The 19,896-nt window shown below is 47.1% G+C and carries 15 protein-coding genes and 5 pseudogenes; 18 read left to right on the plus strand and 2 right to left on the minus strand.

What is annotated here, in order from left to right; translation table 11 throughout:
- Positions 1-11 precede the first annotated feature (11 nt).
- Together arsB and KHX94_RS08695 are read right to left on the minus strand one after the other, a co-directional pair.
- Positions 12-1,031: an ACR3 family arsenite efflux transporter gene (arsB, locus tag KHX94_RS08690; RefSeq protein ID WP_213683097.1), complete on the minus strand. Its 1,020-nt coding sequence runs from the start codon at positions 1,029-1,031 to the stop codon at positions 12-14.
- A gap of 258 nt (positions 1,032-1,289) precedes the next feature.
- Entirely contained in the window at positions 1,290-2,318 is a 1,029-nt protein-coding gene (locus tag KHX94_RS08695; RefSeq protein WP_425314052.1) for a permease, read from the minus strand.
- 97 nt (positions 2,319-2,415) lie between these two features.
- Here KHX94_RS08695 and KHX94_RS08700 point away from each other — a divergent pair, with 97 nt between their 5' ends.
- The 18 genes and pseudogenes from KHX94_RS08700 to glmS all read left to right on the plus strand — a co-directional run bounded on the left by KHX94_RS08700 (position 2,416) and on the right by glmS (position 19,543).
- On the plus strand, positions 2,416-2,730 hold the full coding sequence (locus KHX94_RS08700) for an ArsR/SmtB family transcription factor (protein WP_213683098.1): 315 nt from the start codon (positions 2,416-2,418) through the stop codon (positions 2,728-2,730).
- 113 nt (positions 2,731-2,843) lie between these two features.
- Positions 2,844-3,284: an FMN-binding protein MioC gene (gene mioC, locus KHX94_RS08705; RefSeq protein WP_213683099.1), complete on the plus strand. Its 441-nt coding sequence runs from the start codon at positions 2,844-2,846 to the stop codon at positions 3,282-3,284.
- Positions 3,285-3,731: 447 nt separating this feature from the next.
- The gene (gene mnmG / locus KHX94_RS08710) at positions 3,732-5,621 is read left to right on the plus strand and encodes a tRNA uridine-5-carboxymethylaminomethyl(34) synthesis enzyme MnmG (protein WP_213683100.1); all 1,890 of its coding nucleotides are present in this window, start codon (positions 3,732-3,734) and stop codon (positions 5,619-5,621) included.
- 99 nt (positions 5,622-5,720) lie between these two features.
- Entirely contained in the window at positions 5,721-6,344 is a 624-nt protein-coding gene (rsmG, locus tag KHX94_RS08715; protein ID WP_213683101.1) for a 16S rRNA (guanine(527)-N(7))-methyltransferase RsmG, read from the plus strand.
- Positions 6,345-6,425: 81 nt separating this feature from the next.
- Positions 6,426-7,217 (plus strand): ParA family protein, encoded by a 792-nt coding sequence (locus KHX94_RS08720; protein ID WP_213683102.1) that lies wholly within the window; start codon positions 6,426-6,428, stop codon positions 7,215-7,217.
- Positions 7,183-8,112 carry a ParB/RepB/Spo0J family partition protein gene (locus tag KHX94_RS08725; RefSeq protein WP_244859433.1) on the plus strand — a complete coding sequence of 310 codons (930 nt, stop codon included), beginning with the start codon at positions 7,183-7,185 and terminating at the stop codon, positions 8,110-8,112. The genes KHX94_RS08720 and KHX94_RS08725 overlap by 35 nt, the downstream gene beginning before the upstream one ends.
- 278 nt (positions 8,113-8,390) lie before the next feature.
- Positions 8,391-8,659: pseudogene (locus KHX94_RS21465) on the plus strand (ATP synthase subunit I); the annotation flags it as partial.
- Positions 8,660-8,734: 75 nt separating this feature from the next.
- Positions 8,735-9,546, plus strand: a pseudogene (atpB, locus tag KHX94_RS08735) (F0F1 ATP synthase subunit A).
- 64 nt (positions 9,547-9,610) lie between these two features.
- A complete protein-coding gene (gene atpE, locus KHX94_RS08740; RefSeq protein WP_037445530.1) occupies positions 9,611-9,868 on the plus strand; it encodes a F0F1 ATP synthase subunit C in 258 nt (85 codons plus the stop codon).
- A 33-nt stretch (positions 9,869-9,901) separates the two neighbouring features.
- The gene (atpF, locus tag KHX94_RS08745) at positions 9,902-10,372 is read left to right on the plus strand and encodes a F0F1 ATP synthase subunit B (RefSeq protein WP_213683103.1); all 471 of its coding nucleotides are present in this window, start codon (positions 9,902-9,904) and stop codon (positions 10,370-10,372) included.
- Positions 10,373-10,387: 15 nt separating this feature from the next.
- The gene (atpH, locus tag KHX94_RS08750; RefSeq protein ID WP_213683104.1) at positions 10,388-10,921 is read left to right on the plus strand and encodes a F0F1 ATP synthase subunit delta; all 534 of its coding nucleotides are present in this window, start codon (positions 10,388-10,390) and stop codon (positions 10,919-10,921) included.
- Positions 10,922-10,935: 14 nt separating this feature from the next.
- Positions 10,936-12,475, plus strand: a pseudogene (gene atpA, locus KHX94_RS08755) (F0F1 ATP synthase subunit alpha).
- A gap of 52 nt (positions 12,476-12,527) precedes the next feature.
- On the plus strand, positions 12,528-13,388 hold the full coding sequence (gene atpG / locus KHX94_RS08760) for a F0F1 ATP synthase subunit gamma (protein WP_213683105.1): 861 nt from the start codon (positions 12,528-12,530) through the stop codon (positions 13,386-13,388).
- A 35-nt stretch (positions 13,389-13,423) separates the two neighbouring features.
- Positions 13,424-14,800: a F0F1 ATP synthase subunit beta gene (gene atpD, locus KHX94_RS08765; protein WP_213683106.1), complete on the plus strand. Its 1,377-nt coding sequence runs from the start codon at positions 13,424-13,426 to the stop codon at positions 14,798-14,800.
- Positions 14,801-14,834: 34 nt separating this feature from the next.
- Positions 14,835-15,262 (plus strand): annotated as a pseudogene (locus KHX94_RS08770) (F0F1 ATP synthase subunit epsilon).
- 121 nt (positions 15,263-15,383) lie between these two features.
- Positions 15,384-16,747 (plus strand): annotated as a pseudogene (gene glmU, locus KHX94_RS08775) (bifunctional UDP-N-acetylglucosamine diphosphorylase/glucosamine-1-phosphate N-acetyltransferase GlmU).
- A gap of 172 nt (positions 16,748-16,919) precedes the next feature.
- Positions 16,920-17,693, plus strand: coding sequence for a DeoR/GlpR family DNA-binding transcription regulator (locus tag KHX94_RS08780; protein ID WP_213683107.1), 774 nt, complete (start codon positions 16,920-16,922; stop codon positions 17,691-17,693).
- Between the two features lie 20 nt (positions 17,694-17,713).
- Positions 17,714-19,543 (plus strand): glutamine--fructose-6-phosphate transaminase (isomerizing), encoded by a 1,830-nt coding sequence (gene glmS, locus KHX94_RS08785; protein ID WP_213683108.1) that lies wholly within the window; start codon positions 17,714-17,716, stop codon positions 19,541-19,543.
- Positions 19,544-19,896 lie beyond the last annotated feature (353 nt).

Below are 19,896 nucleotides of genomic sequence, written 5' to 3' on the forward strand. Positions count from 1 at the left end.
AAATTTTATTGTTAATGGATGAACCAATGGCGCGTTCTGTTGGCAAGCGCCACCAAAGACAGCATCACCGGCACTTCAACCAATACACCAACAACGGTTGCCAACGCAGCACCAGAGTGCAATCCAAACAGCGAAATAGCCACAGCAACCGCTAGTTCAAAAAAATTAGAAGTGCCAATCATACAAGCCGGAGCGGCCACATTATGAGGTAATCGCAGTTGTTTAGCCGCCCAATAGGCAAGCGCAAAAATACCGTAACTTTGAATAAGTAAGGGAATGGCGATCATCAGGATCACCAACGGCTGCTGGATAATCGTCTGCGCCTGAAACCCAAACAATAGCGCCACAGTCGCAAGCAACCCAATGACAGACCAAGGTTTAAGCTTACTCACAAAATGATTTAACGCCTGCGTATCCGCATGCTGCTGTAACCGGTAACGGGTGATAACCCCCGCAAGCAACGGCAAAACCACATATAACACAACCGACAACAGTAAGGTCTGCCAAGGCACATGTATCTCACTGATCCCCAATAAAAATGCGGCTATTGGTGCGAAAGCAAACACCATAATGATATCGTTTACCGATACTTGCACTAGTGTGTAGTTTGGATCGCCTTTAGTTAACTGACTCCACACAAAAACCATCGCAGTACAAGGCGCAACACCTAATAAGATCATGCCCGCTATGTATTCGCTGGCAGATTGCGGAGAAACCCAAGCAGCAAACACTACTCTGAAAAATAACCATCCCAAAAATGCCATGGTAAATGGTTTGATAAGCCAATTGATCACGAGTGTCAGCAATAAACCCTTAGGTTTTTTACCCACATCTTTAATGGCTGAAAAATCTATCTGGATCATCATGGGGTAAATCATCAACCAGATCAGAATGGCTATCACCAAATTGACGTGGGCATATTCAATCGCAGCCACACTGGCAAAAATACCGGGGAACAGACACCCCAAACTAACGCCCACCACAATTGCCAAAGCGACCCAAACTGACAGGTATTTTTCAAAAAATCCCATGGAAAAGTCCTACCGTATCCATTACCTAACTTCTATAAAAACAGCATTATAGTGTCACTATTTACACTGTTGATACATGAGTTTTGCCATGCTCCCATAAATAATATTGAGTGTGCATGTCATCATCCAAGCATTACTTGCTACTTAGCTTTCGTCATCATGCAACAACAGAACTGTGGTTATGGAAAATAAGTTCTTCATAATCTACCAACTAATGTTTATAGGGGTTTAAGAAATTGCCCATATATCCTCTATTGGTCAGAAAAACAGATAAGTGGCATAACCAGCAATTGTCGCCATAGCAAAGATGACAGCTACAAACACCGCTAAGAGCTTCAAAGTGAATAAAGACCGCAGCAAAATAAGCTCGGTCAAGCTGGCTCCTGCACTGCCAATAATCAACGCCAGAACTGTTCCAGCCCCCACTCCTTTAGCCATTAATGCGGCAGCTAATGGTATGACAGCTTCAGCACGAATATACAGCGGCACACCAATAACCGCAGCGATAGGAATGGCAAAGGGATTATTTGAACCAGCATACTGTTCCAATAAGCCTGCCGGTATAAATCCATAGATCACACTACCAATCGCAATACCAATGAGCAGATATGGTAATACGTCCATAAAATCTGACCAGGTTTCTCTCCATAACCCGCTGTACTTTATATTTTTATCATCTAAAGCAGAAGGTTGCGTGTTACAACAACCACAGGACTGAACTCTGACAGTTTCATCAGTAATACAGCGTACTTTTTCCAAATTGGTACCACTACTTTCGCAACTCGCCCCCATTTTTGGCACTGAACTACATTGTTTTTTAGGTGCAGCCTCTTGTACATTTTGCCGACGAACATAACGCCAGAAACCAAGTACGTGTAGCAACCATCCAGCGAACACAGATACCACTATAGCCGCCAGTACATAAATAGCAGTGAGGGGTAATCCAAAGGTGGCAACAAGCAGAGCAATAATGATGGGATTCAACAACGGAGAGGCAAAAAGAAAAACCATCATAGGTCCAAACCCGGCACGTGCGCGAATTAAGCCTTTCAACATAGGGACAGTTGAACAACTACAAAAGGGAGTAATGGCTCCCAAACCAACAGCGAGAAAATAGCTCCGGATCTTGTTTGAACTCAATAACACTTCCACCTTTGATGAAGGAATATGACGTTGAAGAATGCCAACCAGCAAGCTAATGCCAATGAATAAAGTCGATAGTTCAACAACGAGAAAAGTAAACATGCTTAGAGTATCTTGCAACTGAGGTGACATTTTATTTTCCATATTTCTAGATATATCGAATTATAAAATGCAGCTTAATTGCACTTATCTATTTTTGTCAACTATAATTCCAGAATTATCGAATTATCTTGAGAGTTTTATGGAACACGAAAAAGTAGCAGCCAGCTTAGCAGAGTTAGGAAATAGTCACCGATTGTCAGTGTTCCGTTTCTTGGTCAAAGCTGGTTATGAAGGAGCTTCCGTCGGGGAGATCCAGAAGGAGTTGGGTATTCCAGCGTCTACGCTATCACATCACCTTGCACGTATGACTAAGGTGGGACTTATCCGGCAAGAGAAACATAGCCGCACCATTGTCTGTATACCTGAATATAAGCATCTAGAAAACTTGATAGATTTCTTACAAGAGGAATGCTGTACAGGCATTCAAATTGGGCATAATCCAGAACCGCTTTGATATTTGCCAAGCTATCGCAACCCTATGATAAATTTTTCTTTTTATATTTTTAGCATTTTATCAACCGGAAATTCCGGATACCCTATTCTCCTAAGATTTAGCAAGGATACGAAATGGCAAAAGTTGAAATTTTAGTAGGCACCACACTGGGTGGTGCTGAATACGTGGCGGACGAACTTGCCGCCGAACTACAACAACAAGGGCACCAGAGTACCATTCACCTGGCGGCCGATCTGTCGCAATTAGATCCTACAAATTTATGGCTGATAGTATCTTCCACCCATGGGGCGGGAGATCTGCCAGATAATTTACAGCCTTTGTATCAACAACTGCTGGATGATGAAGAGGATCTGACACAACTAGAATATGCGCTCTGTGCCATCGGCGACTCTAGCTACGATACTTTTTGTCAGGGCCCCGAAAAATTAGCAGCGTTGCTAGCAAGCAAGGGGGCAACGGCTTTTGTGGATAAGATCCAGATCGATGTACAACATGATCCTGTGCCAGAAGATCCAGCATTAGCCTGGATCCGTCACTGGATTAGCGAACTATAAGACACGATAAGGCTGTTTTATACCTTGATATACACCTATAACAACAATTTTATCCACATAAAAAATATATCAGATGATAAATATGTGGATAAATTGTCCTATAGATCTGATCAATCGTTGTATTATTTATCCCCTTAAGCAGTAATAGATCGCTAATGTGGATAAGTGCTAGATCTATCCCCAGATTATCTGCCGTTAGATCGATAAATGATCACAGCTTATATTTTGTGTATTTATTTGATAGTAAACAAAAAAAACAGTTACCCACCGATCTTAGCGATCCTAATAGTAAAAACAATAAACAGATCTATATAAAGATCTTAAGATCTATAAGACGATCCTTTTTCGATCGAATGACCTAAAGAGATCGTTCACCTGAATCTTTGAAAATGCTAAAATGCGCGGCTAATTTGTCTTGATTAACTTGGTGTCTAAGAAGGTTTAACAATGCGTTTTCATGAACGGTTTGATGTAGTAGTTGTCGGCGGCGGTCATGCCGGAACTGAAGCAGCACTAGCTGCTGCCAGAATGGGCTGCAAAACCTTATTATTGACTCATAACTTAGACACGCTCGGGCAAATGTCTTGTAATCCCGCAATAGGCGGCATTGGTAAAGGCCATTTGGTTAAAGAGATCGACGCCTTGGGTGGAGCTATGGCCACCGCGACTGATCATGCCGGTATTCAATTTCGCACTTTAAATTCCAGTAAAGGCCCAGCGGTAAGAGCCACCCGAGCGCAGGCTGACCGAGCACTTTACCGCCAAGCAATTCAACGGATCTTACAGAATCAACCTAACTTACGCCTATTCCAGCAAGCAGTTGATGACTTAGTGGTGGAGAATGGCCGGGTTACTGGTGTTGTAACTCAAATGGGGCTGGCTTTTGAAGCCGCAGCGGTAGTGCTGACAACTGGTACTTTCTTGGCCGGGAAAATTCATATTGGATTGCAGAACTACAGTGGTGGCCGTGCTGGAGATCAACCGGCAATAGCCTTGGCACAGCGACTGCGTGAACTACAGTTGCCTGTTGGCCGCTTAAAAACCGGTACGCCACCTAGGATCGATGCCAGAACTGTAGATTTTTCACAAATGACTGAACAGAAAGGTGATTTTCCTCTTCCTGTGATGTCATTTATCGGCAATGTTGGGCAGCATCCGCAACAAGTATCTTGTTTTATAACCCATACCAATGAACGGACTCACGAGATCATTCGTGGCGGGTTAGATCGCAGCCCGATGTATTCCGGTGTGATTGAAGGTATCGGCCCGCGTTATTGCCCTTCCATTGAAGATAAAATTCATCGTTTTGCCGATAAAAATTCTCATCAGGTGTTCATGGAACCCGAAGGACTGAACACCAATGAGCTTTATCCCAATGGGATCTCAACCAGTTTGCCGTTTGACGTGCAGATCAATTTAGTGCGCTCGATTCAGGGCATGGAACAAGCCGAAATTCTGCGCCCTGGTTATGCCATCGAATATGATTATTTTGATCCTCGTAATCTCAAGAATTCTCTGGAAACCAAGGCGATCAACGGGTTGTTTTTTGCCGGACAGATTAACGGTACTACCGGTTATGAAGAGGCCGCGGCGCAAGGATTACTGGCCGGAACCAATGCGGCGCTACAAGTGCAAAACAAGGACAGCTGGTGTCCTCGGCGCGACCAAGCTTATCTAGGCGTGTTGGTGGACGATCTATCAACGCTCGGCACCAAAGAACCGTACCGCATGTTTACCAGTCGTGCGGAGTATCGCTTGTTACTCAGAGAAGACAATGCCGATCTGCGTTTAACTGAAAAAGGCCGTGAACTGGGCTTAGTGGATGAGCATCGTTGGGCGCTATTCTCTGAAAAAGTAGAAGCGATCGAAACCGAAATGCAGCGTTTGCGCAGCAACTGGATCCATGTGCATTCTCCTTTGGTTGGGGCGTTGAATCCGCATCTAAATACGCCAATTTCCCGCGATGCGTCTTTTGAAGAGTTGCTGCGGCGTCCAGAAATGGACTACGACAAACTGATGGCCGTAGAAGGGTTTGGCCCTGCGGTTGCCGATCCTCTGGTTGCTGAGCAGATCCAGATCCAGGTGAAATATGCCGGCTATATCCAGCGGCAGCAGGATGAGATCAATAAAACCTTACGCAATGAAAACACAGGCTTACCTCTGGATCTCGATTACAAAGAAGTTCCTGGGTTGTCCAATGAAGTGGTTGCTAAACTCAACAGCCACAAACCGCAGACAATAGGTCAAGCCTCCAGAATTTCAGGTGTGACACCTGCGGCGATCTCCATTTTGCTGGTACATCTGAAAAAACGCGGTTTATTACGCCGCAGCGCTTAAGCGCATCGTTGTTAAGGCTGCAAAGGGAAGCTGCGGGCTTCCCTTCGTCTTTTATGGGCTTCATAATAGCCACCGCATAACTATCCAGGAGTCATTTTCGTGCTTGCCACGCAGCTGAAAAACTATCTTGCAGAAGCCCAAATTCAGGCCAGCGACAGGCAACAGCAGCAATTGCTGGCATTTGTTGCGTTGCTGGATAAATGGAATAAAGCTTACAACCTTACAGCCATTCGCGATCCGCAGCAGATGCTGATCCGCCATATTATGGATAGCTTGGTAGTTTCGCCTTTTTTGCAGGGGCAGCATTTTATTGATGTTGGCACAGGCCCAGGGCTTCCGGCGATCCCGCTGGCTATCCTTAATCCTGACAAGCAATTCGTATTACTCGATAGCTTAGGCAAACGCATCCGCTTTCAGCGCCAGGTTCAGATTGAGTTAAAGCTCAATAATATATCCTCTGTAGAAAGCAGGGTTGAAGACTATCAACCGCAAGTGTTATTTGATGGCGTTCTCAGCCGAGCGTTTGCTTCGGTAAGTGATATGCTGAGCTGGTGTGCTCACTTGCCCAAGCCCACAGGTGCCTTTTATGCGTTAAAAGGACAGTTGGATAATCACGAATTGGCAGAAATACCGGTTAAATACCAGGTAAAACAACAAATACAGTTGCAGGTGCCGCAGTTACATGAACAGCGACATCTGCTGATCATCACTTCCCGGGACTGAGTGCCTTGCAATTCGCTAGCGTATCAAGCAAGTTGATGCAAGCATGGGATTAACAACAGACTTGATGGACAAGGTGACATTGTGGCGAAAATCATTGCCGTAGCTAACCAAAAAGGTGGCGTGGGGAAAACAACAACAAGTGTGAACTTGGCTGCATCCCTGGCCGCGACTAAACGCCGGGTGTTGCTGGTTGACCTGGATCCTCAGGGCAATGCCACTATGGGCAGCGGTGTAGACAAGTATGAAGTGGAAAATACCGCTTACGAATTGCTGGTGGATGAAAAACCGTTCGATGATGTGGTCATAAAAAATACTGTCGGTAAATATGATCTAGTGGCCGCCAACGGTGATGTGACCGCCGCTGAGATCAAATTGATCGAGTTTTTTGCCCGGGAGATCCGTTTACGCAATGCCTTGACCGCCATTCGGGATCGTTATGATTTTATTTTTATTGATTGCCCGCCATCGCTCAATATGTTGACCGTTAACGCCATGTCTGCCGCAGATTCGGTGTTGGTACCTATGCAATGTGAATATTACGCCTTGGAAGGTTTAACCGCGCTGATGGATACCGTGTCGAAATTGGCGTCCATGGTCAATCCAGGGCTTGGCATCGAGGGAATTTTGCGTACTATGTACGACCCGCGCAACCGCTTGGCCAACGATGTGTCTGATCAGTTGAAACAACATTTTGGCGATAAGGTTTATCGTACGGTTATTCCAAGAAATGTGCGGTTGGCGGAAGCGCCAAGCTTTGGTGCTCCGGCAATGTATTACGACAAAGGCAGTGCTGGCGCCAAGGCTTATCTGTCACTGGCTGGAGAGATCATCCGCCGTGCTGAGCAACAGAAAAAACAAACAGAAAAGGTTTAAAAGGGATCACCATGACATTAAAAAACGCGGTTTAGGTAAAGGTCTGGATGCGCTGCTCAGCACCAGTCATGCCGCTAATCAAAAGCGGGAAACTGCTGAAGCGCCAGATGATGTCAAAAGCGGAGAAACCTTGCTCAATCTGGATCTGGATTTGTTAAAGCCTGGCAAATATCAACCGCGTAAGGATATGTCACCAGAAGCCTTGGAAGAGTTAGCTGAGTCTATTCGTGCCCAAGGTGTCATTCAGCCGATTGTTGTACGAAAAATCGATGATAACCTGTACGAAATTATTGCCGGGGAACGGCGTTGGCGGGCCGCGCAATTAGCTCAGCTAGATAAAGTTCCCTGTATTGTTAAACAGGTTCCCGATGAAAGCGCCGTAGCCATTGCCCTGATTGAGAATATTCAGCGTGAAGATCTCAACGCCATGGAAGAAGCTATAGCGTTAAACCGCCTCATTGAAGAGTTTGCACTCACACATCAGCAAGTGGCTGATGCGGTTGGTAAGTCCCGTGCGAGTGTTTCTAACTTATTGCGTCTTAACGCGTTAAATCCTGCCGTGAAAGTGATGTTGGAGCGCGGTGATATTGATATGGGACACGCTCGAGCATTGCTAGCGCTCGATGGCGATCAACAAACTAACGTTGCCAGAGTCGTTGCTGCGAAAGAACTAACCGTTCGTGAAACAGAACGACTTATTAACAAAGTGCTTAATCCTCAACAGAAACCTGAAAATAATATTAAAAACGCGGATTTAACCAGATTAGAAAGCGAGCTAGTTCAAAGATTAGGAACAAAAGTTAATATTACGCACACTGTAAAGGGTGCCGGTAAAATTGTAATTAATTACCAGAGTTTGTCAGAACTCGATGGAATTATCGCCAAAATAAGCTGATTTACGCGAAAAAATATCAATAATAAAAAGAAAATGTAACTTAATTACATAAAAACAGTAAATGCTTTTATAACTTAGCGCTAAATCACTTTTGCACACTTTTTTTGATATTCTCAACGTTGCGCGAATGCTTCGAAAAGGTATACTTTCGCAAGCTTTTTGCGTGGGTGGCTTAGAATTTTCATACACGGTCACCGAAACAAAAAGAAAATTACGGAGAAGATCGATTGATTGACAATCTAGCTCGTCGTGGCCGCCGGTCAGCTTACAAACTGATTATGTTGCAAGCCGCGGTTACCGGATTGGCATCGACGGTCTTTTTCGTTATGCAGGGGGTCAACAGTGGGATGTCAGCGTTAGCTGGCGCTGTCACTGCTGTGATCCCCAATTTCGTGTTCGCGACCCTAGCGTTCTCCCATACGGGGGCTAGCGCTACAGCAAAAGTGTTAAAAAGCTTTTACTGGGGGAAGCGGTAAAGTTGCTGTTAACTATTGTGTTGTTTTCAATAGCATTTATATACCTTAAAGCTGCATTTATGCCGCTTTTTGTTTGTTATGTGCTGGGGTTAATAGTGCATTGGACAGCTCCTTTATACTTCAAGCAAAGTTAAGTGGGATGAATCATGTCTGCAACTGGTGAAGCTTTAACGTCGCAGGAATATATCAAGCACCACCTTACGCATTGGGAGTCAGGCGTGGATCCTAATGCTTTTTGGTCTTGGCATATTGATTCATTGCTCTTTTCTGTAGGGCTTGGTGTTTTGTTCCTGTGGTTGTTCCGCAGCGTTGGCAAAAAGCCACAACCGGCGTTCCCGGTAAGCTTCAGTGCTTTATCGAGATGCTCGTCGAATTTGTGGATACCAGCGTTAAAGAAACTTTCCATGGCCGTAACAAGCTGATTGCGCCGCTCGCTCTGACCATTTTCGTTTGGGTATTCATGATGAACTTCATGGATATGATCCCGGTAGATTGGTTGCCTCAATTGGCAGCTTTGATTGCCGGCGATCACAACCAGTACCTGAGGGTGGTTCCGACCGCAGATCTTAATGTGACTTTCAGTCTGGCACTGGGGGTGTTTGTGCTGATTATTTATTACAGCATTAAGATCAAGGGTATATCAGGATTTGTGAAAGAACTGACATTACAGCCCTTTAATGTAAAGGCAATGATACCGGTCAACTTCGTGCTTGAATCTGTTACCTTGATTGCCAAGCCGATTTCATTGGCATTGCGTCTTTTCGGTAACCTTTACGCTGGTGAGTTGATCTTCATCCTTATTGCGCTGATGTATGGTGCCAACGTGGCGATTGCTGCCTTGGGTGTGACTTTGCACCTGGGCTGGTTGATTTTCCACATTCTGGTTATCACGCTGCAAGCGTTTATCTTCATGATGCTGACCATTGTTTATTTAAGCATGGCGCATGAAGATCATTAAGGATTGCGGAAAAAATTTTAAACTAAATCATTAACTAACATAGATTTAGAAACTGGAGATACAGATGGAAACGATTCTGGGCTTTACTGCAATTGCTGTTGCTTTGCTCATTGGTCTGGGTGCTTTGGGTACCGCTATTGGCTTCGGTCTGCTCGGCGGTAAATTCCTTGAAGGTGCTGCTCGTCAGCCAGAAATGGCGCCGATGCTGCAGGTGAAAATGTTCATCGTAGCGGGGTTGTTGGACGCCGTAACCATGATCGGTGTAGGTATTGCACTGTATATGCTGTTCACTAACCCACTGGGTAATATGCTGCACGGCTAATGCTTCTGTCTTTAATCTAAATAGGAGGCTGTTGTGAATATCAACGCTACCCTAATCGGTCAGACGGTCGCCTTTTTTATCTTCGTGTGGTTCTGCATGAAGTTTGTTTGGCCGCCTTTGATGAGTGCCATCGAAGAGCGCCAGAAAAGGATTGCTGATGGTCTTGCTGACGCTGACCGTGCAGCTAAAGACCTGGAGTTGGCTCAGGTGAAAGCCTCTGATCAACTCAAAGAAGCCAAGGCTACTGCCAACGAAATCATCGAGTCTGCTAACAAACGCAAGGCTCAGATCATTGACGAAGCTAAAGCCGAAGCAGACGCTGAGCGTTCAAAGATTATCGCTCAGGGTCAAGCAGAAATTGAAGCTGAACGTAATCGCGTGAAAGAGGAACTGCGTAAGCAGCTTGCGACTCTTGCCATTATTGGTGCAGAGAAAATCCTCGAGCGTTCGATTGATGAAGCCGCCCAGAGTGACATAGTTGATAAACTTGTCGCTGAAATTTGATAAGGGAGTGGAGTTATGGCTGAGTTAACCACCATTGCTCGTCCTTATGCAAAGGCAGCTTTTGATTTTGCGGTTGAACATCAGGCCGTGGAAAAGTGGGCAGAAATGCTCGACTTTGCCGCGTTGGTCAGTGAAAACGAGACCATGAAGCCGCTGCTGGCCGGAGTGATGGCCAGTGATCGTCTAGCAGACTTGTTTATCAAGGTATGCGGCGAGCAGATGGATGCCCATGGTCAAAATCTGATCAAGGTAATGGCCGAAAACGATCGCTTAGAAGTGCTGCCAGCTGTTGCTCAGCAATTTACTGAGCTGCGTCTGGAATGGTCAAAAGAAGTAGAAGCCAGTGTGGTATCTGCTACGCCTTTGACTGATTCACAGATTGCACAGATCAGTGCTTCTCTAGAGAAACGTCTCGCACGCAAAGTTAAGCTGAATTGCAGCGTGGATGCCAAGCTTATCGCTGGCGTTATTATCAAAGCAGGTGACCTCGTCATTGATGGGTCTGTCCGCGGCAAACTCGACCGTTTGTCTGATAAGCTGCAATCGTAATTGGGAGTTTGAGCATGCAACTGAATTCCACTGAAATCAGCGATCTGATTAAGCAGCGGATCGAGCAGTTCGACGTTGTCAGCGAAGCCCGTAACGAAGGTACTATCGTTTCGGTAAGTGACGGTATTATCCGCATTCACGGCTTGGCCGATGTAATGCAGGGTGAAATGATCGAACTGCCTGGCAGCCGTTTTGCAATCGCGTTGAACCTTGAACGTGATTCTGTCGGTGCCGTAGTAATGGGTCCTTATGCCGATTTGGCAGAAGGCGAAAAAGTAAAAACTACTGGTCGCATTTTGCAGGTACCAGTAGGTCGTGGTCTGCTAGGTCGTGTTGTTAACACCCTGGGTGAACCTATCGACGGTAAAGGCCCTATCGATAACGATGGCTTTGCACCCGTTGAAGTGATTGCGCCAGGCGTTATTGACCGTAAGTCAGTATCACAACCAGTACAGACTGGTTATAAAGCAGTTGACTCCATGATCCCAATCGGTCGTGGTCAGCGTGAGCTGATCATCGGTGACCGTCAGATCGGTAAAACCGCTTTGGCCATTGATGCCATCATCAACCAGAAAAATTCTGGCATTAAATGTATCTATGTTGCGATTGGTCAGAAAGCTTCTACCATTGCCAACATCGTACGTAAGCTGGAAGAACACGGTGCACTGGCGAACACTATCGTCGTAGTGGCTACCGCTTCAGAAGCTGCTGCATTGCAGTATCTGGCACCTTATGCTGGTTGTTCTATGGGTGAATACTTCCGTGACCGCGGTGAAGATGCCCTGATCGTATATGACGACCTGACTAAACAGGCTGTGGCATATCGTCAGATTTCACTGCTGCTCAAGCGTCCACCAGGACGTGAAGCTTACCCTGGCGACGTTTTCTATTTGCATTCTCGTTTGCTGGAACGTGCTTCCCGCGTGAACGAAGAATATGTAGAAAAATTCACTAACGGTGAAGTAAAAGGCAAAACTGGTTCATTGACCGCCTTGCCTATTATTGAAACCCAGGCTGGTGACGTATCTGCGTTCGTACCGACCAACGTAATTTCAATTACTGATGGTCAGATCTTCCTGAAACCGACCTGTTTAACTCTGGCTTACGTCCAGCGGTTAACCCAGGTATTTCGGTTTCTCGTGTGGGTGGTGCGGCTCAGACCAAAATCATCAAGAAACTGTCCGGTGGTATCCGTACCGCGCTGGCACAGTACCGAGAGCTGGCTGCCTTCTCTCAGTTTGCATCTGACTTGATGACGCGACCCGTGCCCAATTGGAACACGGTGAACGGGTAACTGAACTGATGAAGCAGAAGCAATATGCACCGATGAGCGTTGCTGATCAGGCTGTGTCTATTTTCGCTGCAGAAAAAGGCTTCCTGAAAAACGTAGAGCTGAAGAAAATCGGTGATTTTGAAGCTGCCCTGCTCTCCTTCATGAACAGCGAGCATGCCGAGCTGATGAAGCTCATCAACGAAACCGGCAACTATAACGCCGATATCGAAGGTGAACTGAAAGCTGGCCTCGAAAAGTTCGTGGCAACCCAAACCTGGTAACAACACGCGAGGTGCCAGTTAAGGCACCTCTGGTCCAGATTGGAGAGTAGAGATGGCCGGCGCAAAAGAGATTAAATCAAAGATCTCCAGTGTGAAAAACACACAGAAGATCACTTCTGCCATGGAGATGGTGGCAGCCAGCAAAATGCGCAGAGCGCAAGATCGCATGGCTTCCAGTCGTCCTTATGCGGAAAGTATGCGTAAAGTGATCGGTCACGTAGCGCAAGGTTCTCTCGAATATAAACACCCCTATTTAGAGGTGCGAGAAGCCAAGCGGGTTGGATACATAGTTGTGGCAACCGACCGTGGTCTTTGTGGTGGTCTGAACGTCAACCTGTTTAAGAAGGTGGCGGCAGACGTGAAAAGCTGGAAACAACAAGGTGCTGATGTGGAATTTTGTCCCATTGGTGCTCGTAGCGTACAGTTTTTCAAAAGCTTTGGCGGCAAAGTACAAGCGTCAGCGTCAGGCTTAGGTGATGCACCTAAACTGGCGGATCTGATCGGTACTGTGCGCGTGATGCTGCAAGCTTACAACGAAGGCAAACTGGATCGTCTGTATGTGGTGTTCAATAAATTCGTGAATACCATGACTCAGACCCCCGTGATCGAGCAGCTGCTGCCTTTGCCTAAATCCGATGAAGATGATGTGAAACATCACTGGGATTACATTTACGAACCAGATCCAAAAGAACTGTTGGAAAAATTACTGGTGCGTTATGTGGAATCTCAGGTTTATCAGGGTGTTGTTGAAAATATTGCTTCTGAACAAGCTGCCCGTATGGTGGCGATGAAAGCGGCAACTGACAACGCAGGAAACCTGATTGACGATTTGCAACTGGTGTACAACAAAGCCCGTCAGGCTGCTATTACGCAGGAACTGTCGGAAATTGTATCCGGTGCAGCTGCGGTTTAGGCTGGGTAACCAAGACAAGTTTTAGAGGATTAATCATGAGCACAGGTACTGTTGTCCAAGTAATTGGCGCGGTTGTGGACGTAGAGTTTCCACATGATGCCGTACCTCAGGTATATGACGCTCTGAAAATCGTGAGTAAAGGCCTAGTGCTGGAAGTTCAGCAGCAGCTTGGTGGTGGTGTCGTTCGTACCATCGCCATGGGTTCTTCTGACGGTTTGCGTCGTGGTCTTGAGGTGGAAAATACAGGTGCCCCGATTTCTGTTCCGGTAGGTCATGCAACACTTGGCCGTATCATGAACGTATTGGGTGAGCCCGTAGATGAAGTAGGTCCTATTGGTGAAGAAGAACGTTATGTGATTCACCGTGCGGCACCTTCTTATGAAGAACAATCAAACACCACTGAATTGCTGGAAACTGGTATCAAGGTTATTGACCTTGTTTGCCCGTTCGCCAAGGGTGGTAAAGTGGGTCTGTTCGGTGGTGCGGGTGTTGGTAAGACAGTTAACATGATGGAACTGATTAACAACATCGCTAAAGCCCACTCAGGTCTGTCAGTATTCGCCGGTGTAGGTGAACGTACCCGTGAAGGTAACGACTTCTACTACGAAATGAAAGACTCTGGCGTACTGGACAAAGTAGCCATGGTTTATGGTCAGATGAACGAACCACCAGGCAACCGTCTGCGTGTAGCGTTGACCGGTCTGACTATGGCGGAAAAATTCCGTGATGAAGGCCGTGACGTGCTGTTGTTTATCGACAACATCTACCGTTACACACTAGCGGGTACAGAAGTATCTGCACTGCTGGGGCGTATGCCTTCAGCTGTGGGTTATCAGCCAACACTGGCGGAAGAAATGGGTGTACTGCAAGAACGTATTACCTCTACTAAAGTGGGTTCTATCACTTCAGTACAGGCGGTATACGTACCTGCGGATGACTTGACTGACCCAAGCCCTGCAACTACCTTCGCCCACTTGGATGCGACCGTAGTATTGTCTCGTCAGATTGCTTCTCTGGGTATCTACCCAGCGGTTGACCCTCTGGATTCCACCTCTCGTCAGTTGGATCCACAAGTGGTTGGTCAGGAGCACTACAACGTGGCAACTGGCGTGCAGCATGTATTGCAGCGTTATAAAGAGCTGAAAGACATTATTGCTATTCTGGGTATGGATGAATTGTCTGATGAAGACAAGATGACAGTAGCCCGCGCTCGTAAAATCGAGCGTTTCCTGTCTCAGCCATTCCACGTAGCGGAAGTGTTTACCGGTTCTCCAGGTAAGTACGTCTCTTTGAAAGACACCATTCGTGGCTTCAAAGGCATTTTGGACGGTGAATTTGATCATCTGCCAGAACAGGCGTTCTACATGGTTGGCTCTATCGAAGAAGCGGTAGAAAAAGCCAACAAGAAGTAATCAGAGAAATCTCTGGTTTTGATAGGAGAACGGGATGGCAGCCATGACAGTACAACTTGATATCGTCAGTGCAGAAAGCAAAATCTATTCCGGACTGGTTGCCAGTTTACAGGTAACAGGTTCAGAAGGTGAACTGGGTGTAATGCCTGGTCATACGCCGCTGCTGACCAATATCAAACCTGGCATGGCGCGCATCGTCAAACAAAATGGTTCCGAAGAAGTGTTTTATCTGTCCGGGGTATCCTCGAAGTACAGCCTTCTTCTGTGTCCGTATTGGCTGATGTCGTAATGCGTGCCGATGAGATTGACGAACAGGCCGCTGTAGAAGCCAAGCGTCGTGCCGAAGCCGAAATGGCCAAAGCCGGTGTTGACTTTGATTACGCGGCAGCAGCAATTGAGCTGGCTAAGGCTATTGCCCAGTTGCGTGTGGTCGAGACCATCAAGAAGAACATTGCCAGATAATGTAACTCTGCTAAAAAAGGCGCCCAAAGGCGCCTTTTTTATTGCCCGCAGGTTTGGGATAGACTGCATCAGACCAGCATTTTGGTTAGAATGTGGCGGTCATTTGCTAAAGGAAGTGGTTATGTCGCTCAATGTTGTGATCCTCGCGGCCGGTAAGGGAACTCGGATGCGTTCCGATTTACCCAAAGTTCTGCATAAAGTTGCCCATAAAACGATGGTGCAGCATGTCATTGATACTGCTAAAGCGCTGAATGCCGACCAGATCAATCTGGTGTATGGCTACGGTGGTGCCCAGTTACAAACCGCTGTGAGCGAGCCGCAGTTAAATTGGGTGGAACAGCCACAGCAGTTAGGCACAGGTCATGCAGTGGCACAGACTATCCCATATATAAACGATGAAGATACCGTGCTGGTGTTGTACGGTGACGTACCGCTGATCCGCCAGCAAACATTAGCGGCGTTGTTACAAAGTCGTCAGCCGGATGGCGTGGCAATGCTTACGGTGAATTTGGCGAACCCCAACGGTTATGGCCGTATTTTGCGAGAAAACGGTAAGGTTGTGGGCATTGTAGAGCAGAAAGATGCAACCGCAGCGCAACTGGCAATTACTGAAGTGAATAGCGGCATTATGGCCTTGCCGGGCAAACAGCTAAAACACTGGCTGAGCCAATTGAACAATAACAACGCGCAAGGGGAATTTTACCTGACCGATGTAGTGGCGATGGCGCATAAGGATAATGTCACTATCACTACGGCGCACCCGGCCGATGCCATTGAAACCGAAGGCGCGAATAATCGGGTGCAGTTAGCTGTGCTGGAACGGGCTTATCAGGCGCGCATGGCCGAACAACTGATGCTCAATGGCGCTAATCTCAGAGATCCTGCGCGTATCGATATTCGTGGAGACGTGACCATCGGCCAGGATGTGATGATAGATATCAATGTCATCTTTGAAGGTAAAGTGGTTCTGGGCAATAACGTCACCATTGGCGCTGGCGCCATTCTGATCGATTGTGAAATTGCTGATGGCGGTGAAGTGAAGCCCTATACCATTGTTGAAGGTGCAAAATTTGGGGTAAACGCCAATGCTGGCCCATTTGCCCGTTTGCGTCCTGGCGCTGAATTGAAAGCGGATGCCCATGTGGGTAATTTCGTGGAGATGAAAAAAGCGGTGCTGGGTGAAGGTTCTAAAGCTGGGCATCTGACATATTTGGGCGATGCGCAGATAGGTAAAGGCGTCAATATTGGCGCCGGCACTATCACCTGTAACTATGATGGTGCCAACAAACATCTTACCGTGATTGGTGATGATGTATTTGTGGGCAGTGATACGCAGCTGGTGGCCCCAGTATCGATTGCTAAAGGCGCCACTTTGGGGCGGGGTCCACCATCACCGAAGATGTTGGTGAAGATGAGCTGGTCATTACCCGAGTAAAACAGAAACATATCCGTGACTGGAAACGACCCGTCAAAAAAACTAATTAATTTTTTCTGTATGTTTCGTTTCGAAAGCACTCATTAACGAGTGCTTTTTTGTTTCTGCGATTTGTTCCTGCTGAATAGTGGCTTAATCAGGGGGAATAACGTGAAAAATCACTTGTGGTTAAGTTTCGTTTGAATATAATTTCTTTCAAATCGAAATTTAAGCTATCGATAAATGATAAAAAGGAATACCCAGCAACGGCGCCGAGCTATTGTTGAACAGTTAAATCAAACCGGCGAAGTCAGTGTTGAGCAACTGGCTCAGGCGTTTGAGACTTCGGAAGTCACTATCCGTAAGGATTTAGCTTCGCTGGAAACCGATGGATTTTTGCTGCGGCGTTATGGTGGCGCGGTGCCATTACCTCAGGAACTGGCCGTGCCGCAGCGGGGGCCATCTGCCAACCAGTTAGCGATAGCCCACAAAGCCGCAGAACTCATTCGCGATCATAACCGCATCATCATTGACTGCGGCTCTACGACCCTGGGGCTTATTCCCGAGTTAAATGAAAAGCGCGGGCTGGTGGTAATGACCAACTCCCTGCAACTCGCTAATGCCATTCACGAACTGGAAAATGAGCCAACATTATTGATGACCGGTGGCACCTGGGATCCACATTCCGAATCGTTTCAGGGACAGATGGCCGAGCAGGTCTTGCGCTCCTACAACTTCGACCAACTGTTTATTGGCGCGGATGGTATCGATTTGAATCGCGGTACCACCACCTTTAATGAACTCACTAATCTCAGCAAAGTAATGGCGGAAGTGTCACAGCAAGTAGTGGTGATGTTGGAGTCAGACAAGCTGCAGCGGCGAATTCCCAACCTAGAATTGCCTTGGAAACAGATATCTACGGTAGTTACCGATGAGCGCTTATCCTCCCAAGCGGCAGACATTATTCGTGGGCACGGCATTGAAGTATTGCTGGTGCCTTATCAATCTTCAAACTAAGACGTAACGCAGGAAATAACATGTGTGGAATTGTTGGCGCCGTGGCGCAAAGGGATGTGATGGAAATTCTGCTGGAAGGCTTGAAACGGCTGGAATATCGCGGCTATGACTCCGCGGGCATGGCCGTTATCCATGAACAGCAACTACAACGCGTACGGCGGGTAGGTAAAGTGCAGGAGTTGGCTGATGCACTGGCCCAGCATCCGTTGTCTGGCGGTACGGGGATAGCCCACACTCGCTGGGCGACCCACGGCGAGCCTAACGAACGCAATGCCCATCCCCATCAATCCAGCGGTGATATCGCCGTGGTACACAACGGCATTATTGAAAACCATGCTGAATTGCGAGCAAAGCTGCAAGCCTTGGGTTATCAGTTTGAATCAGATACCGATACCGAAGTGATCTGCCATCTGGTACACCATGAGCTGAAAACCCATGAAACCTTGCTGGCGGCGGTGCAGGCTACCGTAAAACAACTGCAAGGTGCCTATGGCACAGTTGTGATTGATCGCCGCGACAGCGAACGGTTAGTGGTCGCTCGCAGTGGCAGTCCGCTGGTGGTGGGTTATGGCTTGGGTGAAAACTTTGTCGCGTCAGATCAACTGGCGTTGTTACCGGTAACCCGTTCTTTTTCTTACCTAGAAGAAGGTGATGTTGCTGAAATTACCCGCCGGAAAGTAAGTATCTTTAACAGCCAAGGCGAAGCGGTTGAACGTGAGATTAAAGAGTCTGAAATCACTCATGATGCCGGTGACAAAGGTGAATATCGGCATTACATGCTGAAAGAGATCCACGAACAACCACTGGCGCTAACCCGTACTATGGACGGCCGGATCGCCCATGGTCAGGTGCTGCCATCGGCTTTTGGTGAAAATGCCGCAGCCTTGCTACAAGGTATTCGTCACGTACAGATCATCGCCTGCGGCACCAGTTATCACGCAGCTATGACCGCCCGTTACTGGTTGGAACAATGGGCGGGGGTTTCCTGTAATGTGGAAATTGCCTCCGAGTTTCGCTATCGCAAATCGTTCACTTACCCCGACAGCTTGTTTGTCACCATCTCCCAGTCGGGTGAAACCGCCGATACCCTGGCCGCCTTACGCTTGGCAAAACAGATGGGGTATAAAGCCTCGTTGACCATCTGTAACGTGCCCGGTTCATCTTTAGTGCGCGAATCTGATATGGCGTACATGATGAAAGCGGGCGCGGAAATCGGCGTGGCATCAACAAAAGCCTTTACCGTGCAGTTAGCTGGATTGCTGATGCTGACAGCCGTTATCGGCCGCTACAACGGCATGAGTGCCGACACTGAAGCCGCTATGGTTCACAGTTTGCAATCTTTGCCGGCAAAAGTGGAACAAACCTTAGGGCTGGACGAAACCATTGCCGATTTGGCGGAAGACTTTGCTGACAAAAGCCATGCGTTGTTTTTAGGTCGCGGCGATCAGTACCCTATTGCCATGGAAGGTGCGCTAAAGCTGAAAGAGATCTCATACATCCATGCAGAAGCTTATGCCTCGGGTGAGCTGAAACACGGGCCATTAGCGTTGATCGATGCCGATATGCCAGTGATTGTGGTAGCGCCCAACAATGAATTGCTGGAAAAACTCAAATCCAACGTAGAAGAAGTGCGTGCCCGTGGCGGCTTGATGTATGTGTTTGCCGATGTGGATGCCAACTTCCAGTCAGACGACTCCATGAAGGTTATCCCCGTACCCCACTGTGATGAGTTTATTGCACCACTGATCTACACCTTGCCACTACAACTGCTTTCTTATCATGTAGCTTTGATAAAAGGCACGGATGTTGACCAGCCACGCAACCTCGCAAAATCGGTAACTGTTGAATAAAATCAATATCTTATGTAAAGTTATTGTGGAAAAAATAGAGACTCATACTAAGTATTAAAGTCTCATAAGTGGCGGTTTTGCTGGATGCTAGCCGCCACTTTTATTTCTAAAGTGCCCCTTTATGTTTCAGCAACGTGATTTTGGGCTAGATCTAACACCCAAAGATTGACCAAATTTTAGTAATGCTACAAAATTAATACGTAATCAGTTGATTAAGTATGTTGTTTTCAGCCACCCTTGAAGCGATTGCGCCGTAGCTTACACGCAGCCACCGCCAGCCAGCTTCAAGTGAGGAACAAACGGAGAGTGCAGATACAAGAAAGTCAAATAGCCCATCATCGTGCGCACATCCT

The sequence above is a fragment of the Shewanella dokdonensis genome (assembly GCF_018394335.1).
GTDB lineage: Bacteria > Pseudomonadota > Gammaproteobacteria > Enterobacterales > Shewanellaceae > Shewanella > Shewanella dokdonensis.

What these genes read in the sequence shown, in the direction of transcription:
- arsB (WP_213683097.1), bottom strand. Translation starts at nt 1,031, where the DNA reads ATGGGATTTTTTGAAAAATACCTGTCAGTTTGGGTCGCTTTGGCAATT.
- KHX94_RS08695 (WP_425314052.1), bottom strand. Translation starts at nt 2,318, where the DNA reads ATGGAAAATAAAATGTCACCTCAGTTGCAAGATACTCTAAGCATGTTT.
- KHX94_RS08700 (WP_213683098.1), top strand. Translation starts at nt 2,416, where the DNA reads ATGGAACACGAAAAAGTAGCAGCCAGCTTAGCAGAGTTAGGAAATAGT.
- mioC (WP_213683099.1), top strand. Translation starts at nt 2,844, where the DNA reads ATGGCAAAAGTTGAAATTTTAGTAGGCACCACACTGGGTGGTGCTGAA.
- mnmG (WP_213683100.1), top strand. Translation starts at nt 3,732, where the DNA reads ATGCGTTTTCATGAACGGTTTGATGTAGTAGTTGTCGGCGGCGGTCAT.
- atpE (WP_037445530.1), top strand. Translation starts at nt 9,611, where the DNA reads ATGGAAACGATTCTGGGCTTTACTGCAATTGCTGTTGCTTTGCTCATT.
- atpH (WP_213683104.1), top strand. Translation starts at nt 10,388, where the DNA reads ATGGCTGAGTTAACCACCATTGCTCGTCCTTATGCAAAGGCAGCTTTT.
- atpG (WP_213683105.1), top strand. Translation starts at nt 12,528, where the DNA reads ATGGCCGGCGCAAAAGAGATTAAATCAAAGATCTCCAGTGTGAAAAAC.
- atpD (WP_213683106.1), top strand. Translation starts at nt 13,424, where the DNA reads ATGAGCACAGGTACTGTTGTCCAAGTAATTGGCGCGGTTGTGGACGTA.
- KHX94_RS08780 (WP_213683107.1), top strand. Translation starts at nt 16,920, where the DNA reads ATGATAAAAAGGAATACCCAGCAACGGCGCCGAGCTATTGTTGAACAG.
- glmS (WP_213683108.1), top strand. Translation starts at nt 17,714, where the DNA reads ATGTGTGGAATTGTTGGCGCCGTGGCGCAAAGGGATGTGATGGAAATT.